General features: G+C 35.5%; 17 protein-coding genes. 14 read left to right on the forward strand and 3 right to left on the reverse strand.

Annotation, left to right across the window (positions count from 1 at the left end; translation table 11 throughout):
• The first annotated feature begins 166 nt into the window (after window positions 1-166).
• The 12 genes from FACI_RS09380 (at window position 167) to FACI_RS09430 (ending at window position 12,251) form a co-directional block, all read left to right on the forward strand.
• Window positions 167-820, forward strand: a complete 654-nt coding sequence (locus FACI_RS09380; protein ID WP_009887967.1) for a hypothetical protein — start codon at window positions 167-169, stop codon at window positions 818-820.
• 116 nt (window positions 821-936) lie between these two features.
• Window positions 937-1,695, forward strand: coding sequence for a sulfite exporter TauE/SafE family protein (locus tag FACI_RS09385; RefSeq protein ID WP_009887969.1), 759 nt, complete (start codon window positions 937-939; stop codon window positions 1,693-1,695).
• 10 nt (window positions 1,696-1,705) lie between these two features.
• Window positions 1,706-2,929 (forward strand): MFS transporter, encoded by a 1,224-nt coding sequence (locus FACI_RS09390; RefSeq protein ID WP_009887972.1) that lies wholly within the window; start codon window positions 1,706-1,708, stop codon window positions 2,927-2,929.
• Window positions 2,930-3,186: 257 nt separating this feature from the next.
• Entirely contained in the window at window positions 3,187-4,554 is a 1,368-nt protein-coding gene (locus tag FACI_RS09395; protein WP_048074248.1) for an ATP-binding protein, read from the forward strand.
• A gap of 131 nt (window positions 4,555-4,685) precedes the next feature.
• Window positions 4,686-4,838 carry a hypothetical protein gene (locus tag FACI_RS10350; protein ID WP_187288946.1) on the forward strand — a complete coding sequence of 51 codons (153 nt, stop codon included), beginning with the start codon at window positions 4,686-4,688 and terminating at the stop codon, window positions 4,836-4,838.
• Window positions 4,839-5,016: 178 nt separating this feature from the next.
• The gene (locus FACI_RS09400; protein ID WP_009887982.1) at window positions 5,017-7,053 is read left to right on the forward strand and encodes an ABC transporter substrate-binding protein; all 2,037 of its coding nucleotides are present in this window, start codon (window positions 5,017-5,019) and stop codon (window positions 7,051-7,053) included.
• 748 nt (window positions 7,054-7,801) lie between these two features.
• The gene (locus tag FACI_RS09405) at window positions 7,802-8,188 is read left to right on the forward strand and encodes a HEPN domain-containing protein (RefSeq protein WP_009887983.1); all 387 of its coding nucleotides are present in this window, start codon (window positions 7,802-7,804) and stop codon (window positions 8,186-8,188) included.
• Entirely contained in the window at window positions 8,172-8,486 is a 315-nt protein-coding gene (locus FACI_RS09410) for a nucleotidyltransferase domain-containing protein (protein ID WP_009887985.1), read from the forward strand. The genes FACI_RS09405 and FACI_RS09410 overlap by 17 nt, the downstream gene beginning before the upstream one ends.
• Window positions 8,487-8,619: 133 nt before the next feature.
• Window positions 8,620-9,240 (forward strand): adenosylcobinamide amidohydrolase, encoded by a 621-nt coding sequence (locus FACI_RS09415; protein ID WP_187288947.1) that lies wholly within the window; start codon window positions 8,620-8,622, stop codon window positions 9,238-9,240.
• A gap of 222 nt (window positions 9,241-9,462) precedes the next feature.
• The gene (locus tag FACI_RS09420) at window positions 9,463-10,443 is read left to right on the forward strand and encodes an ABC transporter substrate-binding protein (RefSeq protein WP_009887987.1); all 981 of its coding nucleotides are present in this window, start codon (window positions 9,463-9,465) and stop codon (window positions 10,441-10,443) included.
• A gap of 22 nt (window positions 10,444-10,465) precedes the next feature.
• Window positions 10,466-11,515 (forward strand): FecCD family ABC transporter permease, encoded by a 1,050-nt coding sequence (locus tag FACI_RS09425; protein ID WP_019841818.1) that lies wholly within the window; start codon window positions 10,466-10,468, stop codon window positions 11,513-11,515.
• The gene (locus FACI_RS09430) at window positions 11,508-12,251 is read left to right on the forward strand and encodes an ABC transporter ATP-binding protein (RefSeq protein ID WP_009887989.1); all 744 of its coding nucleotides are present in this window, start codon (window positions 11,508-11,510) and stop codon (window positions 12,249-12,251) included. The genes FACI_RS09425 and FACI_RS09430 overlap by 8 nt, the downstream gene beginning before the upstream one ends.
• A 153-nt stretch (window positions 12,252-12,404) precedes the next feature.
• On the opposite strand, the gene FACI_RS09435 is transcribed toward FACI_RS09430, so the two are convergent.
• Window positions 12,405-12,755, reverse strand: coding sequence for a heavy metal-binding domain-containing protein (locus tag FACI_RS09435; protein WP_009887991.1), 351 nt, complete (start codon window positions 12,753-12,755; stop codon window positions 12,405-12,407).
• A 210-nt stretch (window positions 12,756-12,965) separates the two neighbouring features.
• Between FACI_RS09435 and FACI_RS09440 the strand changes: the two genes are divergently transcribed.
• Window positions 12,966-14,288, forward strand: a complete 1,323-nt coding sequence (locus FACI_RS09440; protein ID WP_009887993.1) for an APC family permease — start codon at window positions 12,966-12,968, stop codon at window positions 14,286-14,288.
• Between the two features lie 186 nt (window positions 14,289-14,474).
• Entirely contained in the window at window positions 14,475-15,908 is a 1,434-nt protein-coding gene (locus FACI_RS09445; protein ID WP_009887994.1) for an APC family permease, read from the forward strand.
• Between the two features lie 310 nt (window positions 15,909-16,218).
• Here FACI_RS09445 and FACI_RS09450 read toward each other — a convergent pair whose 3' ends face one another.
• Window positions 16,219-17,307 carry a DegT/DnrJ/EryC1/StrS family aminotransferase gene (locus tag FACI_RS09450; RefSeq protein ID WP_009887995.1) on the reverse strand — a complete coding sequence of 363 codons (1,089 nt, stop codon included), beginning with the start codon at window positions 17,305-17,307 and terminating at the stop codon, window positions 16,219-16,221.
• Window positions 17,304-18,359, reverse strand: a complete 1,056-nt coding sequence (locus FACI_RS09455; protein ID WP_009888075.1) for a GDP-mannose 4,6-dehydratase — start codon at window positions 18,357-18,359, stop codon at window positions 17,304-17,306. The genes FACI_RS09450 and FACI_RS09455 overlap by 4 nt, the downstream gene beginning before the upstream one ends.
• Window positions 18,360-18,412: the final 53 nt, after the last annotated feature.

Here is an 18,412-nt window from a genome sequence, read left to right on the forward strand (position 1 = left end):
AATTAATAAGTTTATTGAATGCTCAAGATACTTTGCCTGGATTTGCTATATAATTCCATAGCTTTGATAATGGCTATATTATATTGATAGGGAAAATACCATTTGATTTGCATGAAATTTATAATATCCAATAATTATTATATATAGATTCTGAATATATGCATATATGCAGCAATCCGGTAAAAAACCAAAAGTAACAAAAAGGGGAAACATTAAAAATGACGTAATTAACATTCTAAATGAAAATAAAGCCTTTAAATGGATGCTCAATACAGGTGTTGTTAATTATAATTCATTATCACGTATAATCCAGAATCAAATAAAAGAGAAATATAATTATACCCCCAAAATTAATACAATTTCAACAATTTTAAGGAAAGATTATGATGCTACCAGGCAAAAAACTACAAACAACCCTTTTTCTGACATGAAAATTAATATTATTACAGGGCTTTCACTTTTATACTGTGATTATGACGATGAGGCTATGAGAGCATATTATCCTTATTCACGTGCAATACGTATAACGCCAGAGAGCCATACTATGTGGGTTATGATTTCAGGGGAAACACCGGAAAATATAAAAAAAACATATCCTGAAAAGTTATATGGTGATTTTATAGAAATTAACATAACAATAGACAGGGAGAAAATAAATGAGGAATCAATACAGACCTTTATGGAAACTTTGTCATTCAATTACATAAATGTTTCACAGCTTATGATATCAAATGACGGCTTTGAATTATTTATCAGCGCAAGGTATCTTCCCATGGTGCTGAGATTAATAGAAGCAATAAAATCAAACAGATACCTTTAACCTTATCCTGAAATTTTTATATTAGGGCGTTGCATCGGGGTTAATCTCATTTAAGATTATTATAAATAGTAAATCACAATTAAGAATTATTAAATAGTAAATTAAAATATATATTTATGTTCTATCTCTTCTATTTAGAATTCATCATACTGGGAATAATTGTGGGGGCATTAACCGGTGTACTTGGTTCCAGTGGAGTTGTTGCTGTTGTTCCTGCTTTGATAATTATAAATTCTGAATTACCCCAGGAGGCCATTGGCACAAGCCTGTTAATCGATGTAATTACATCAGTTATGGTTGCGTATGTATATTTTAAACGTGGCAGGGTAAATATCAAAAAGGGAATACCTATGATCCTGGGAGCTATCATAGGTTCACAGATTGGTGTAAGAATAGCATTTCTTATTCCAGCTGAATCTGTAAAAATTGGTTTTGCCGTTTTTATAATTGCTATGGGTATTTATTCACTCATAAGACGAAAAGAAATGCAAAATACCAAAGATACTCAAAGATTATTAAATATCAAGCCCTGGGAAATTGTATTGATTACAATACCGGTAGGGCTTGCAACCGGGATACTTGGAGCAAGTGGTGGAATAATGTTTTTGATAATATCAATTTTAATATTAAAACTTGATATAAAAACAGCTGTGGGAACATCTACCTTCTCTATGATTATATCTGCTTCTTCCGGAACTGTCGGATATCTAATTGCCGGCCATATCATGATAATAGCGGCTCTCATTATAGGCAGTATATCAATATTATCTGGACTTATCTTTTCCAGAATTGGAAATAACATAAATCCCTTATCAACATATAAAATCCTGGGAACTGTGTTTATAATTATAGGAATTGTGCAGATAGTTTTATAGTGGTGGTTGTATGGAGGCTAAAAAATATAAATGGTTTGTTCTCATAATAATGAGCGTTTCTGAATTGATGGTGATGAGTTTATGGTTTAGTGCATCCACCATAGCACCCGAACTGGAACCTGTATGGGGTATTTCCGGATTAGGTACCCTTATTGTAACTTTAATGGTACAGATAGGCTTTGTTCTGGGTGCATTGATAAGTGCTACTCTGGGGCTGGCTGATAAAGTTAACCCAAGAAAATTATTCACCTTTTCTTCAATTATGAGTGCGATATTTACGCTGTTATTTGTTCTATTATATCGCCATTTTTTAATTGAAATGGTTTTAATGCTATCAACCGGAATTATGATGGCAGGGGTTTACCCTGTGGCAGTTTTAATTGTATCAAGCTGGTTTCCCACGAGAAGAGGTTTAGCACTTGGTATAGTAATAGCCGGGCTAACGCTTGGAACTGCATTGCCACATATAATACTGGATTTGCCATTTATTACGGAATGGAGGGCATTGATGGAATTTTCATCGTTGTTATCCATTCTGGGTGGAGCTATGGTTTTATTTGCTTTGCACGATGATAAAAATCAGATAAAAGCACCTAAATTCAAATGGGATACAATAAAACAGATAATAAAAAATAAACCGGTGATGCTTGCAAATTTCGGTTATTTTGGACACATGTGGGAACTGTATGCTATGTGGACGTGGATTCCAATATTTCTCCTATCAAGTTTTGCCTTTTATTATACGGGAAGCAGGTTATTGTTTATAACGGGAATTGCTTCATTTTCAATTATAGGATTATCCGGTGTAACAGGGTCTGTCCTTGGTGGGGTTATATCTGACCGGATAGGGAGAACCTTATCTACGTCCATATACCTCAGTATAAGCGGAACAGCCGCCATATTAATAGGATTAACATATAGAGCTGTCCCGTATATTACAATAATTCTAGGTATTGTCTGGGGAATAACCGCCATAGCAGATTCAGCACAATTTTCTACCGCTGTCACAGAATTAAGTAACGATGCAATAAGGGGGAGTGCATTAACGTTTCAAATGGCTGTAGGTTTTTTAATAACCGTTGGATCAATTTATGCTATAGATATATTGAGAAATATTGTAGGCTGGCACTGGGCATTTTCATTTCTTTCAATCGGCGCATTCGCCGGTATGATTTCAATGATAAGACTAAGATATAAAAAAGAATCTTTATTAATGTGCCATGGAAAAAGGTAGTGCATTACGGAAACAATGCAAGGACAGGAAGAATTTAAACATAAATAGTCATATAAACAATAGAAGATAATTTAACATTGTTAACCGGAAATCCCCGGTCATTTTATCCAGAACAGCATTTAAAGATCCTATCTATGTCTGGATTCATAGAGAGTCAGCTAACTATATTAATGAGCCTATTCAATTTCTATATTGTCTTATCCCCTGATATTAGTAAATAACTTTTTATATTAACCTGTAATCAAATTATGATAATTATGATACAGCAATTTATAAACAGGAAATATGAATTAAATTTTCTTAATAAAAAATATGATGAGGATAAACCACAATTAATAATAATATATGGCCGGAGAAGAATAGGAAAAACTGAACTTATCAAAGAGTTTATTTCCGGAAAAAAGACGGTATATCATTTATGCACAGCAGACAGTATAGAGGAGAATATAACATATTTAAAATCAGAATTTTCCAGTATTACAGGCAAGTCGTATTTTTTGAATCTTGAAGTGGACCTGTTTACCCTGTTTAAATACCTAATAGATGAAATTAAAGATGAAAAAATCATAATAGCATTAGATGAAATTACCTATCTAGTTTCATTAAATAAAGGTATTCTATCCATATTCCAGAAAATATATGATGAATTAATGGTAAATTCCAGACTGTTTATTATCTTTTCAGGTTCAAGCATAAGCATGATGGAGGATGAGATTTTAAATTTCAAGTCGCCGGTATATGGCAGGAGAACCGGTAGTTTAGAAATATCTGGCTTCGATCCGAATTTAATAGAATATTTTTATCCTGGAGATTTCGAAGATATTGTGAAAATACATTCAATTTTTGGAAATGTCCCATTCTACCTTTCCCTGATAGATAAAAATCAGAATATTGAATGGAATATCAAAAATATAATACTCTCAAAGGGGGAGATATTATATGAAGAACCAAAAATACTGTTGAAAGAAGAATTCCGGGAACCCAGGATATATGAAATGATTTTAAAAAGAATATCGGAGGGTAAAAATACATATGGAGAGCTGCAGAATGCACTCCATCTAGATTCCGGAAATATCTCCAGGTATCTGGAAACCCTTATTTCCAGTAGATTCATCAAATATATTATCCCTCTTAATCAAAAAAGGCGTGGAATCTATGAAATTAATGATTATTTTTTAAATTTTTATTATAAGTTTGTAGATCCAAATAGGTCTGACCTGGAGCTGGGGAATATTGAGAGCGTTTTTAAAAAAATCAATAATAATTTAAATACATTCTACGGGCATACCTTTGAAAGAATTGCACTTGAAATGGTTTCCAGGGGAATAATACCTATCCCGATTCACAATTTCCAGGTTAACAAATTCTGGCATAAAGATGTTGAAATAGATGGAGTTGCTACTAACGACAAAAATGATGTTGTCTTTATAGAAATTAAATTTGTACCAGATGTTGACGGAATAAAAATATACAACGAATTAAAATATAAGTCATTAAGTGTTAATATTAAAAGGAATAAAGAGTATTATATGATTATTGCAAAATCTTTTAAAACAAAGAGTAACGAAGCAATCAATGTGGATTTTGCCGGTATAGATAGGATAATAAAAAAATTGAATGAATAGAACTATAGCCAGGTATAACGAATTCACACACCGTCTAATCGTAAAAAAATGAAAGAATTTATAAATGTCCTAGCTGTGGCTATATCATTGATAGGGATTATAATTCTTCATTGAATATGATTTATTATGGAATGAAAACAAAAAAGTTTAAAAATACAGTACCTGAGGATAGCAGGGAATTTACGCCCGGGGAAACATTAACCGATACCTTCGAAGGACGTAATACTCCATATGTGAAGGAAAGTTATGTCGATGAACCAGGAAGCTTCAATGCTTTGGCATGAAGTAGTTCACCCACTGAATAACTCCCTGTGAATGGATGAATAGGCTATATCATTGTGTAAATACCCATATTTCATACAAATAAAAATATGTGAATTGTCGAGAAAATTTGTTTGAATATATAAAGCCTATTCTTATTTGTTAAGCAAGATTTAAATATAATAATAAATTAAATATTTAATGAAAAATAAATTAAAGATAATAATAGTAGTTGTGGTTGCAATAATCCTTATCAGTACAGCATTTTTAGTTTTATACCATCCAACGGAGCCATTCACAGATACATCCCAGGCGTGCCCTCCAGAAGAATTAGATCCTGCAACAGGATTTTTTATAAGTAACGGCCCTCTCTTCGCAGCGACATTTCAAAGCCTAGTAGCATATAATGGTAGTTTAACTTCAGTTGTCCCAATTTTAGCCAGCCATTATACAAACATCAATGACACTCACTACCTATTTGATATGAGGAATGGTGCTAAATTTAGCAATGGGCAATCCTTAAATGCAACATCTGTATGGTTCTCACTTGCCAGGGGAATTGTAATGGGACAAGGCCCTTTTTCATCTGATTATTCGGGAACATTGTTCAATGCAACTATGGCAGGAATAACTGGAATATATCTTCCTGTAAATATAACATACGCCCTTGTCAACGCAGGATACAATATACCAATGGTAACGTATCATGTTAATAGTACACTTACAATAACAAGATATAATTACACTATTGCTGCGACTGACCTTGCAGACATGCTATCTAACTTTAACTATAATACAACTGAAATGAAAGTTATGGAATACCCGAACCAGGCACTCGTTGTTAATACAAATGGCACATTTACCATTAATACTGAACATGAATATGCGTATCTGCTCAGTGATTTGGCTGGTGGCAGCTGGGGGGATATAGTGGAGCCAAGTTATGTTGACGCCCACGGCGGTGTACAGGTCAATACTCCCAGTTCTTATATAGATGCGAATGGCGCAATAGGTTCTGGGCCATATGTTATATCAAGTGTTGTTAAAGGCTTCTCAACAATAGTCCTTAAGGCAAATCCTGATTACTGGGTAACAAGCGCAATGGTTAAAAATGGCAGTATAAGTGTAATGGCCGAGCCGGCAAGCATTAAAACTGTGGTAATAGACTACGGTTTATCCCATGCAGACAGGCTTGAAGACTTTGATAAGGGAATATCGCAGATATCAACAATAGCACCATCGTCATTTAAATCTATGATAGACGGATTCCATAATAAAACAGAAAGAACAGGCGCTCTTGTTAAATCATTCAGTGAAGCAGGAACATACTATATATCTATGAACGTCGCCGACAATTACACAAATAATACCAATTTCAGGGAAGCATTGTACGATGCCATGAACTACTCTGCACAGTTAAAAATATACGACAATAACTATAACAGCACACCTGAAGCTTACGCGGAATTGGGGCCATTATCGCCAATATATGGGCACGCATTCTATAATCCCGATAATTTGCCTATGCCTTCACAGAACATTACAGCAGCACTAAAAAACATATCTATAGCAGGAGATGCAATGCACTTTTATGTTAAATTATCCAACGGCACAAGATATGGTGATAAAACTGGAACGGATCTATCTACACATACATTCACTCTAACCGCAATAAGCCCGGCAACAAGTATAGAAACGGCCCAGCTATCATCCGCAATAAGTTCATTTGAGCAAATTGGATTGGCATTCACAACTAAACTCGTTACTGACTCCATAGCCGATACCTATACAACTAATAACTCAACTCCACAGTTTTACGATATTTACTGGCTACCAGATTATCCTGATCCAATAGGCCAACAGTTGATAGATATCTACAGCCCCTTGTATGGTGGTACATTTGGTGGCAATGATGCATGGGTAGATAACAGCACATTAAACACATACTTTAAAACTCTTGATTTTGAAAACAAAACCACCCAGGAACAGATGATGAAAAACAATGTTTCAAAATTAGTCTATGACCAGTACGCGTATATCTGGCTGCCGATGGTCAACGGGGTGTTTTTTGTTTCACCAGACGTTCACGGATTTGTATATAATTCCATAATGGATTCGTATTTCTACAATCAGATGACTTACACAGGAAAGTTGACAAGTAGCGTTGGGTTCATGACGGTCTATACACTTATAGCTAATATTGAAATGGCATTTACAAATGCAATCCCAAAATTTTAAATTTTTAATTATTAATTGCAAAATTTTTTATTAAATATTTGTGTACCAGTCTGTTGAAATCATTTTAGAAGAAATCTCTGAATAAAAATTATAAAATAAAGAGATTAAAAATATCATGAAGTAGTAATAGTTGTTTCCAGAGTACAATATTAACATTTTAAATGCCTAATGGAAATGAAGTTCTTATCATATAAATGTATTCAAATTGGATATAACCCGGGAGGATTATAAGTATGCTTGATGATATATCGGGCATAAAATATTATAAAATATGTAAAGCTACATATTATTGCAAGTCTTTATTGCTATTGTACCTGAGGATAGTAGGGAATTAACGCCTGGGCAGATTATTGCCTCTGATCTTGAAGGACTTAATATAAGCCCCTATGTGAAGGTTAAGCATGGTCAATGAAGCAGGAAGCTTCTATGCTTTAGCATGAGGTAGCTCACTAATGATCTGGCAAAACGTGCAGAACAACAATCTGGTTATAAAAATATTATATTTAATTTAAAAACAAGAAGTTATATATTCTATCAAATTATATATTTATATGTGTAGAATGTTTGCCTATAAAGGCAATTCACAGGAAATAAACATCTTTTAGAAACTGGAAACCGAAACAAAGACAATATTTAAAAAATAGTATCTTATATTAGTACACAAAACTGTAGATACAATTCTACATAGAAGGGCAACAACTTTATACATAATATCTAAATAAGGCTATAAAATATTAAGAGGATATAGGTGTCATTTAGTGAAGCTGAAATTTTAAAGAAAAGAGCCAATGATTTTCTAGAAGAGGGTGCACACTTAATAGATATTAAAAAATATGACCTTGCAATCTTTAATCTGGATCAATATTGCGAATTAATTTTAAAATATAAAATCCTGACAAAATTGGGTTTCTATCTTGATACACATTCATTAAAAGAATTAATAAATAAATTATCCGAGTTTGATGATAATATAAAAGACCTTGTTAATAATGAGAAAGATTTACTTTATATAGGCAGGTTAACAGACGCTTATATTTCTGCAAGATATATGCCGTTTGAATTTGACGAAAAAGAAACAAAAAATGTATATAAATTTATAGTAGAGGTATTTAATAGATATGTCAATAGAATATGAGTTAAAAAAATTAAATTATCTGAAAAATTATCGGGAAGTGTGCAAAGAAGTTTATATATTTGTAAAAAACATAGATAATAATGCACGGGTTTTCGTTTTCGGGTCAGTTTTAACTGGAAATACAACCGCATCAAGTGATATAGATATACTGGTGCTGGAAAGTAATAAGAACTTAAAAGATGAAATAAATATTAAAGTGTTGAAGTATATTGATGCGCCTGTGGAATTACATATCGTGGATAATAATGGCCTCAACTGGTATAAAAGATTTTTAGATAATATTGAAGAAATCACATAAGTCCTTATAAACAATTAACATAGAATATCTTTCTGACATTGTATAAAGGCTATACATTCCTGTTATGTTTTTGGCACATCATATAAGCCAGGCGGAAAGAATAGTTATTAGTTTTAGAAGAATACCGCCATTTATGGACATAAAAATAGTACATGAAAATAACAATGTGATATTCTACACAGATGGAGTTGCATTGTCTTCTACCATCAGTGGAGGAGGGCATATCCGGTCAATTGTATTCAACACCCTTCAGGAATATATACAGGAAGATAAATTCGATTTATATATAAACAAAATATTGGAAAATTACGGTTTGGGAGCCAATACCCCTGTATTTGTCACACTTGTAGATATAAACCATATGAAGATAATAAATACGGAGGATTACCTTATAGCCGTAACAGCAGGAATCTCGGAACCAGCATCATTTAAAGGCAACAGGAAACCCGGAACAATAAATGTCATGGTCATTGTGAAAAGAAAGCCTGAAGGCAATGCTATGGCAGATATGTTCAGAGTAGCTACAGAGGCGAAATCTATGGCTGCTTTTGCTCTGGGCTTAAAATTCGGGAATATCCCATCCCCGGGAACAGTTTCAGATGCAGTATGTGTTGTTTTTGCTGGGGAAGAGGGTATACGCTACTGCGGATTTGGAACTGCATTGGGAGACAAAATTATTGAAAGCATCTATGATTCTGTTTATGCAGCAGGAAAAGAATACATGGAACACCATGGGCATAACAATGGTACATGAATATTGTTAAAATCAATAACCATGTACTGGCTTATAGAACCTTTTAAAATTACTCTATCTCTATTAATCCACGCCTATTTATAACCTTTATTTAACAGTATACTTGTATTCTTGATGTAGAATATTTGCCCGGCAATACGTTAAAAATTAAAATGGCAAATGTGTTTTTTCCTAAAGTTAACTTTATTAAACTTAAATGGATTTACCGTCAAGTGACCTTGAATGGATCATACTAAACGTTTACGAATTACCGGAGTTATTGTTGCTGTGATTGTAGTTTTCAGTATTGCAGGTTACATTGATTTAATTCATCCTGGCACTGTAGATAAGGGAAAAGAGATTACAGTCGGAACAGATGTCAATGGAATCCATATCAATAAAATTGTCTCACTTTCACCGGCTGCAACAGGGACACTGTATGCCCTTGGTGTATCCAGCGATATTATAGCTGTTGGCCCATGTACACATTTTCCCTATAATGTAACAGAAAACCTACAGAAAGTTACCTGTTATCCAGACTTCAGTGCACAGCAGATTATCAACTTAAAACCTGATGCTGTTATTTCTTCATCCAGTTATAAGGCAACAGAAGTACAGGAACTTCTGGATGCTGGAATAAATTATATTTATCTGGATAGTGGCAGCGGATCGACATTTCACCTTATTGAAAAACAGGATACACTGTTAGGGAAATTAACCGGCACCATGAGCAATGCTTCAAAATTGAATAGCTGGATGAATACCTCTTTGAATGATTTTAAGGATACCGGTTTAACAAATAAATCTGTATTTTATGCCTTATGCATAGAAAATCATGCTCCATGGACATCCGGAAATAATACGTTCATTAACAGTATGTTTAATTATGCCCATTTAAAGAACGTTATGACGGATAGCGGATTCTTCCAGGCATCTACCCAGGTTGTTGCCAATGATTCACCGCAGGTTCTGCTTCTGGGCACACGTGTTAACCTAAGCCAGATAAATACGCCAACATATGAGTCCACCCCTGCTTATAAAAACGACAGCGTTTTCCAGATAACTGATGCTGATGTCTACTCGGAACCTAACTTCAGGGATATTTTCGCAATACAGGACCTTATCCAGTCTGTTTATAATAAAACAGTTAATATTCCAGAGTTTCCATTGCACCTGGAATATAATGTTAATCCCACATCTACAGTGGAAAAGGTAAAAACCTGACGTTGATATAAGGTGAAAAGAAATGCCTGGCAATAAGTACAGTGAAATGCAACATCATCGAGACACTATGTTCGCCATAGCCATAGCTATTTTTATAATTGCGTTTATTGTTTCCCTGGATACCGGGCCAGTCCATATTTCATTAAAAAATATTGTGAATATAATTTTATTCCAGATTGGTGCTGGAAAGCTTACCGCCACACAGGGGAATTATGTAATAATAGCAATGATACGGGAACCAGAAGTTGTTGCATCCGCTGCTGTGGGTGCGGCTTTAGGTGTTGGAGGGGCGGTGATTCAGAGCATATTTAGAAATCCAATATCAGAGCCATATGTTACCGGTGTCTCCAGTGGAGCAGCACTTGGGGCCGTTTTGGCTATAGTATTCAGCATTACCATATTCGGGTTGTTTACCCTTCCCATATTTGCTTTCGTATTTGCAATCATAGTAGTGTCTTTGGTTTATATGCTTTCAATTAGAAGTGGCAGAACTCCTCCTGTGATACTTCTCCTTACAGGAATTGCAATCTCACTGTTTGCTACATCCCTTGTGGCAATAATGCTTTATTCAAGGCCAGCACTTGAAAATACCATATTTTTCTGGTTCCTCGGTTCCCTTTCAGGGATATTGTGGTCAGAGGATGAAATTGTTGTCCCGCTGGTAATTGTTACATCTGTTATTTTGGGAATGATGTATAAGCAGTTAAATGCCCTCCAGATGGGTGATGTATATGCAAAATCAGCGGGGATTAATGTGGAGAGATCCAAGCTCGGGGCTCTGGGTCTTACAACGATAGCTGTTTCAGCTTCGGTCTCCATAAGCGGCCTGATCGGCTTTGTTGGCTTAATATTTCCGCATGTATCACGTTTAATATTCGGCGGCTCGAATAAGTATGTTATACCTGCATCCGCAATACTTGGAGCCACTTTTCTTATGCTTTGCAATGACATTGCACATTTAATTATAACAGGAATCGTATTCCCTGTGGGAGTCATAACGGGCATGATAGGTGTTCCATTCTTCATGATTTTAATGGCAAGGGTTTCAAAGAAGGGGTATTACAATGCTTGAACTTGTAGATGTGGAGTTTAAAAGGGGCAATTTTACAGTCGGCCCTCTTTCATTTAGCCTGGGCAGAGGAGAAATCCTGTCCATATGCGGGAAAAATGGTTCCGGTAAAACATCAACGCTGGTTGCAGCAAATAATTATATTAAACTGGAAAAGGGGGAAGTCAATGTTGATGGCAATAATATTAAAAATATGAAAATAAACCAGATTGCAACAAAGATAGCATACGTCCAGCAGGAAATACCGGAGCCCATGGGATTAACAGTAAGGGATATTATGGAGATAGCAGGATATACCCGGGAAAATAAGGAAGAAGATATTCAGAAAGCACTTGACCTGTGCGAAATGGGAGATTCTATAGATCGGGATTTTGCCACACTTAGCGGAGGTGAAAAACGGATGGTATCCATTGCCAGCGGAATTTACCAGAACTCAGATTATATTTTAATGGATGAGCCAACATCGTTTTTAGACATAGATAAAATTCACCTTCTTGAAAATATTATAAAATCATTAAAGAAAATGGGGAAAGGCATCCTGCTCGTTTTGCATGATATTAATATAGCTATTAATATGTCCGATACTGCTATATTAATGGCAAAGGGAAAGATGGTTTCATACGGGCCGCCTGATTCCTCAATTACTGTAGAAACTCTGGAAAAAACATACAATACCCGATTTGGAAAATATGATTCTCCTGAAGGAGTGAGGTTTTATCCCCTGGAGTATGATAAATAAAAATTGCAGGAGTACAGCCAGGAATGCATATATTACTTATTTTATATCCAGCCCATAAAATAATTTTATAAATCCCCACATAAATTGCTGGCGACCATTCTTTTCATTAGACTAAATTCCCATATTGTTATTGCCCTGGTGACTATGAAGTTCTTAATGATTCCTGGAGTCTAGCTCCAACACTACTGCCGTCCCATATGCTACAATTTCGCTCATGGTTTGGCCGATCTCTGAGGAGTCAAATCGCATAGCAACAACTCCATTAGCTCCCAGTTCACTGGCATTGGCCTTCATCCGCCCGACCGCATGGATACGGGCTTCAGTCAACATAGCTGTATATTCCTTGATCTCTCCACCTGCAAGGGACCGGAGCCCTGCTACCACATTGCCTCCCAATCCGCGGCTTCTTACTACGATCCCGAACACTGTGCCGATAGTGCGCACGATAGTCATCCCCGATACCTCTGGCGTGGTAACCGTGATTACATCCTGGATATCACCCATATAAAATTCCTTCCCATGCTAGAATTAATATTCCTGCCATAAAAAAATATGTATCATCTGTATATTATTTTTTGTATTTAATGGTGCTATATTAGATATGAATGTTTAAGCGTATGCGCATGCTGTCAATATTATACTGAATTGCCCGGTTTAGAAAATTAATAAACAACAATATTTATTTACTGTACCGGGATAATCTCTTATACTTAAATGAAGGATAAGAAATTTATCAGTGTTCCTGTGGCAACGGCAGTTGGACTGGGGGCTATAATAGGCGCGGGCATATTTGTTTTAAGTGGGACTACCATAGCACTGGCAGGGGCTAATGCACTTATAGCTTTTGTTCTTGTAGGAGTACTTGCAATTATTATTGCAATGGAATTAGGTGAATTGGGTTCAATAATGCCCCATGCCAAAGGTGCTTCCTTTTCCTATATTTATGAGGCTTTTGGCAGTGAAATGGGTTTTATTACTGGCATATTATTATATTTTAGCTTCTCCACAGCCATAGCAGCAATTGCATTGGGCTTCGGGTCATATCTTGGCTCCCTGGTAGGGTTGCACACCGGCTATTACCCTATCATATTTGCCATTATCTTGATATTTGTACTTGCAATTGTAAATATTGTAGGAATAAAAAAGGCTGCAAAAGCAGATTTTTACCTTGTTATGGTCAAATTAGCTATATTAACAATATTTGTAATAGCTGCAGTTATTCTCGCATACACAACCAAATCACTAAACACTTCAAATTTTGTTACGCCGGTTGCTAAAGACAATATATCGGCTATATTTGCTGCCAGCATTGCAGTGTTTTTTGCATATTCAGGTTTCCAGTCCATTTCAACATTTACATCAGATATAAAGGGTGGAGCCAATAAGGCAGCAAAGGCCATAATTCTATCCGTGCTTATCAGTATGGTATTTTATATTTTAGTGGTACTGGCCCTTATACTCATGGTGCCTGCTTCTAAATATACCATATCGGCTGACCCGCTTGCATTTGCCTTAAAATATGTCCATGCACCCTATTCAATCTATGCGCTTGTGACCATCGGTGCCCTTATTGCAACAACTTCAGCTACACTCGCCATGATTATGACCTCTTCCAGAATATTATACCAGATTGGTGACAACAAGCTTTTGCCGAAATTTTTCCGTAAGTTCAACTATAAAAAGGATGTTTCGGTTAACGGTGTAATTATTTCATCATTAATCGGGATAGTTATGCTATTCTCCGGAAATATTTACATTATAGCCGCAATAAGCAATTTTGGATTGCTTTTATCGTATTTGGTAGCAAGCTTTGCAATAATACATTTCAGGAGAATTAAGAAATTCGGGAGCTTTAAAACTCCACTGTATCCATTTACCATTATTGCCGGAATAATACTGCTGATTGTATTCATACTTGGGATGCCCAGGGAGGCACTGGATATAGGGGTTGTAATAATACTATTGCTGTTTATGCTATATTATTTCTTTATTGAACTTAGAAGGGATAAGGTAATTAAAGAGGAACTATTCAAATAATATATTTTTACTGTATAAGTCCAGTAATGTAGAACTGAAATTTTCTTCAATGTAATTAAATATATATAAATAGTATTTATTATATATAATTCATTATTAATCAAGTATGTATAAACCAATGCCGATAATTCTGCATAAATTCACGCTTTATAAATTATTTAAATATTAATTCTGTCTGATTGAATTATGGATAATGCTCTTAACAGAAATAGCATGACTTTCTGGGGCCTTGTATTCTATGCCATAATGGTTATTGCACCTGCAGGGCCATTTGCATTCACCGGTGCCAGTGCTATGGAATATGCCGGTAAGATAGCCCCACTTACATTTTTAATTGGCGGTGCAATTCTTTTCCTTGCGGTTATAGCAGTTTATATTTATTCCGAAAAAGTTAGCAATGCCGGAGGTTATTACAAATATGTGGAAGTTGCAACACATAATAAATACTTAAGCAAAAGCGTTGGATTTTATTACCTGTTTATGGTTTTAAGCAGCATTATAGGTTCCAGCATTCTTCTTGGATGGTTTCTCTATATAGGATTGGAGGTAATGGTTGGCTATACCCTACCATTCGTATTTGTTGTCCTTGTTTCATTCATAACTCCGGTAATTTATCTGGTAGTGGGAATATTAGCATTAAATTACAGCCAGAAAATAGCCATAGTAGTAGGATTATTTGATCTGGCTTTCTTTTTAACATTATCAGTAGCTATAGTAATCAAATCACCATATAATGTAATCCAGTACTTTAATATCTTTAATTCCACAAACGGATTCCATGGGTTTTTCCTTGGAATGGTAACCGGAGGTTTTGTCGCATTCTCAGGTTATGGCTCTATAGTTGTACTTGCCGAGGAAACAAAAACGCCAGGCAAAACTATAAAAAAGGCTATTGTTACATCGCTCCTTATAATGATAGCCTATGATACATTTGTTATATACGCTAATGTTGGAGGATTAGGCCCCAACCTTCCGGCTGGATTGGCTTATTTTGCTCCAGGATTATACGTAACCGATAGTTATTATGGCATATATATAACTTTACTGGCATTCAGTGTATTCCTGGTTTCTGCACTTATTTCAACGGTGATATTCGGAAACAGTGCAGCTAGAGATTTATATTCCCTGGCAAGAGATGGCATATTGCCAAAAACCTTTACAAAAATACATAAAAAATACCGCATCCCGTATATGGCTGTCATAGCAGTATTCGTTGTGGCTGTAGTCGGCATAAGCCTGGGGCTGGTTCCGCTGGTATACTACTATGGAGAAAATAATGGATTATTTGATTTACTTGTTATCAATTCAATTATTGGTTCTGTATTCACCCTGTCCTATCACATAATAGTAAACGAAACTCTCCCTGTTTTAATGCACAGGCTAAAACAATTAAATCCAGTGACACATATAATAGCACCTACTGCTGCATCAGTAATGATCGGTATAGCAATATATTATTCATTAATTGGCCTTGTATGGCCATTATCAGCGGCGTATATATTCCTTCCCGGATTGATAATACTTGCTATTATCATAACCTATAGCAGGAAAAATAAAGTGCAGATGGATACTATCGAACAGGAAGATAGTGAGAGAAAGGCACGGCGCGCACAGCAATGATTCAGGTTAATTATGCTGAGTTCAGTGTGTGATATCCCGTAATTAATTCATTTATAATTTTATTATTCTTTACCTTTTCAGGAACTTCTTTACCGTGAATTATATGAATACATGTACACTATAAAAAGGATAGATATTATGAAACTGCTTAGAACAACTGGCATACATTTCGAAAAAATGACGCATGATATTGCATAATTATAGGATAATAGGAAATATACTTACAGAATAGTCAAAGAGAACTTATAAACAAGATGTTAGAGAATAGATTTATGGAAAAAAATATCTGGATAATGTTCTGATAAATTTATTATAATTTATAAAATGATTTAATGCAATCACAGATATATCCTATTTCATCGTCAGATAATTTCACACTGCTGGGCAAATTGATTCCCCTTTCTGAGATGCTGGTGCTATTGGGATAATTCACCTTATTAAACTCCTTATAGGGTGGCATAACATGCACAGGATAAAAGAACTTCCTTGTATCTATTCCTTTACCGAATAAGAAGCTTATTAACCGTTCCCTTTCATCCTTATCCTTAGCGAGTATAGAGTAGAGCCAGTAGGTTCCCTTATATAATTTCCCCTCAGGATGTGGCAATACATTTCCCGGTAAGTTTTTCTTATATTCTGATGCAATATGCCTCTTCTTCTCTATAAAAGAGTTTAACCTCTCAAGCTGAGCAACTCCCAGTGCAGCCTGGAGATTTGTCATCCTGTAATTATATCCAATATAATCATGCCAGTATCTGTTTTCAGGCCTCATTCCATGGTCTCTGAGCAGCAGCATCATTCTGTAAATTTCCTCATTATTGGTTGTGCAGAACCCACCTTCTCCTGTTGTCATTGTTTTATTTCCATAAAAGGAGAAGCATCCGGCATCACCGAACGAACCGAGTTTTTTCCCCTTATATTCCGTACCAAGTGATTCTGCTGTATCCTCGATCAAATAAAGATTATATTTTTCCTTTATCTCCATAAGCCTATCCATATTAGCAGAGTTGCCATAAAGATGTACCACTATTATTGCTTTAGTTTTTTCTGTAATTAATTTTTCAATTTTTTCTGCATCAATGCACCAGTTCTCAGGATCAATATCGCATAAAACAGGTGTTGCATGGTTATATAGCACTGCATTCACCGGGCTTATGAATGTTAAATCAGGAACTATTACCTCATCCCCTTCCTTAATGCCCATAGCAGATAATGCAAGGTGCAGTGCAGTGGTTCCATTTGACGTTGTAAGCCCGAATTTTGTGCCTATGAATGACTTAAAATTATCCTCAAATCTGTTTATATATTCGCCATGTGAACTTACCCATCCTGATCTTACCGCATCATCCACATATTCTATTTCCTTCTCGCCTATATCAGGCTCTGATACTGGAATCATTTTACATTGCCCCTGTATGTTTTTAACAGATTATTCTCATTAGGATAGTTTGGAACATCCCATGCAAATTTCTCACCTTCGGTATATCTCTTCCACCTGTCTATTTCAGCTTTAACCATCATATTTACCAGTTCCCTGAATTTAGTTTCAGGCTTCCATTTAAATGTCTTTTCTGCCTTGGAATAATCGCCCTGAAGTGCGGGGACATCCAGCGGCCTGATGAATCTCTTATCTATTTCCAGATAATCTCTGTAATCTTCTTTAATATAATCAAATGCATATTTTACAAATTCTTCCACGGAATGCGTCTCGTTTGTTGCTATTACAAAATCATCAGCTTTATCAAGCTGCAGCATGGAATGCATGGCTTCTACATATTCAGGCGCATATCCCCAATCCCTTCTGGCATTGATATTCCCTAAATGTATTTTCTTTTCAAGCCCGAGATTTATCTTTGCAACTTCATTTGCTATTTTCCTTGTGACAAATTCCATTCCCCGCAATGGAGATTCATGATTGAATAAAATTCCAGAAGCAACATATATGCCGTATCCTTCCCTGTAGATTTTTGATATCCAGTATCCATATAGTTTTGCTGCAGCATATGGGCTCATGGGGTTAAATGGATGGTTTTCATTTAATGGTTCTCCGGTATATGATGAGCCGAACATTTCGCTTGTTCCTGCAAAATATACCTTTGTGGAATTTGAGAATAGCTTAACGGCTTCAAGTATTCTTGTGACCGATAAACCTGTAACATCAGCAGTTGACAATGGCGATTCAAAGGAAGCTTCAACAAAGCTCTGGGCTGCTAAATGGTAAACCTCATCTGGCTGTGATGCCTTGAACGCATTAAGGATAGATGATAAGTCACTTAAGTCTCCAGATATTAAATTAACCCTGTCATATATATCAAGAGCCTGCAACCTCCAGAAATTTGGTGTACTTACTCTCCTGTACAAACCATATACCTTATAATTTTTTTTAAGAAGCAACTTTGCCAGGTATGCCCCATCCTGGCCTGTAATCCCTGTTATCAATGCCGTTTTCATAATTAGGCATATGTTATTTGTATATTAAAATTCTTTACAATCTTCCCATACCA

The organism is Ferroplasma acidarmanus Fer1, from assembly GCF_000152265.2.
GTDB classification, from domain to species: Archaea; Thermoplasmatota; Thermoplasmata; order Thermoplasmatales; family Thermoplasmataceae; genus Ferroplasma; species Ferroplasma acidiphilum.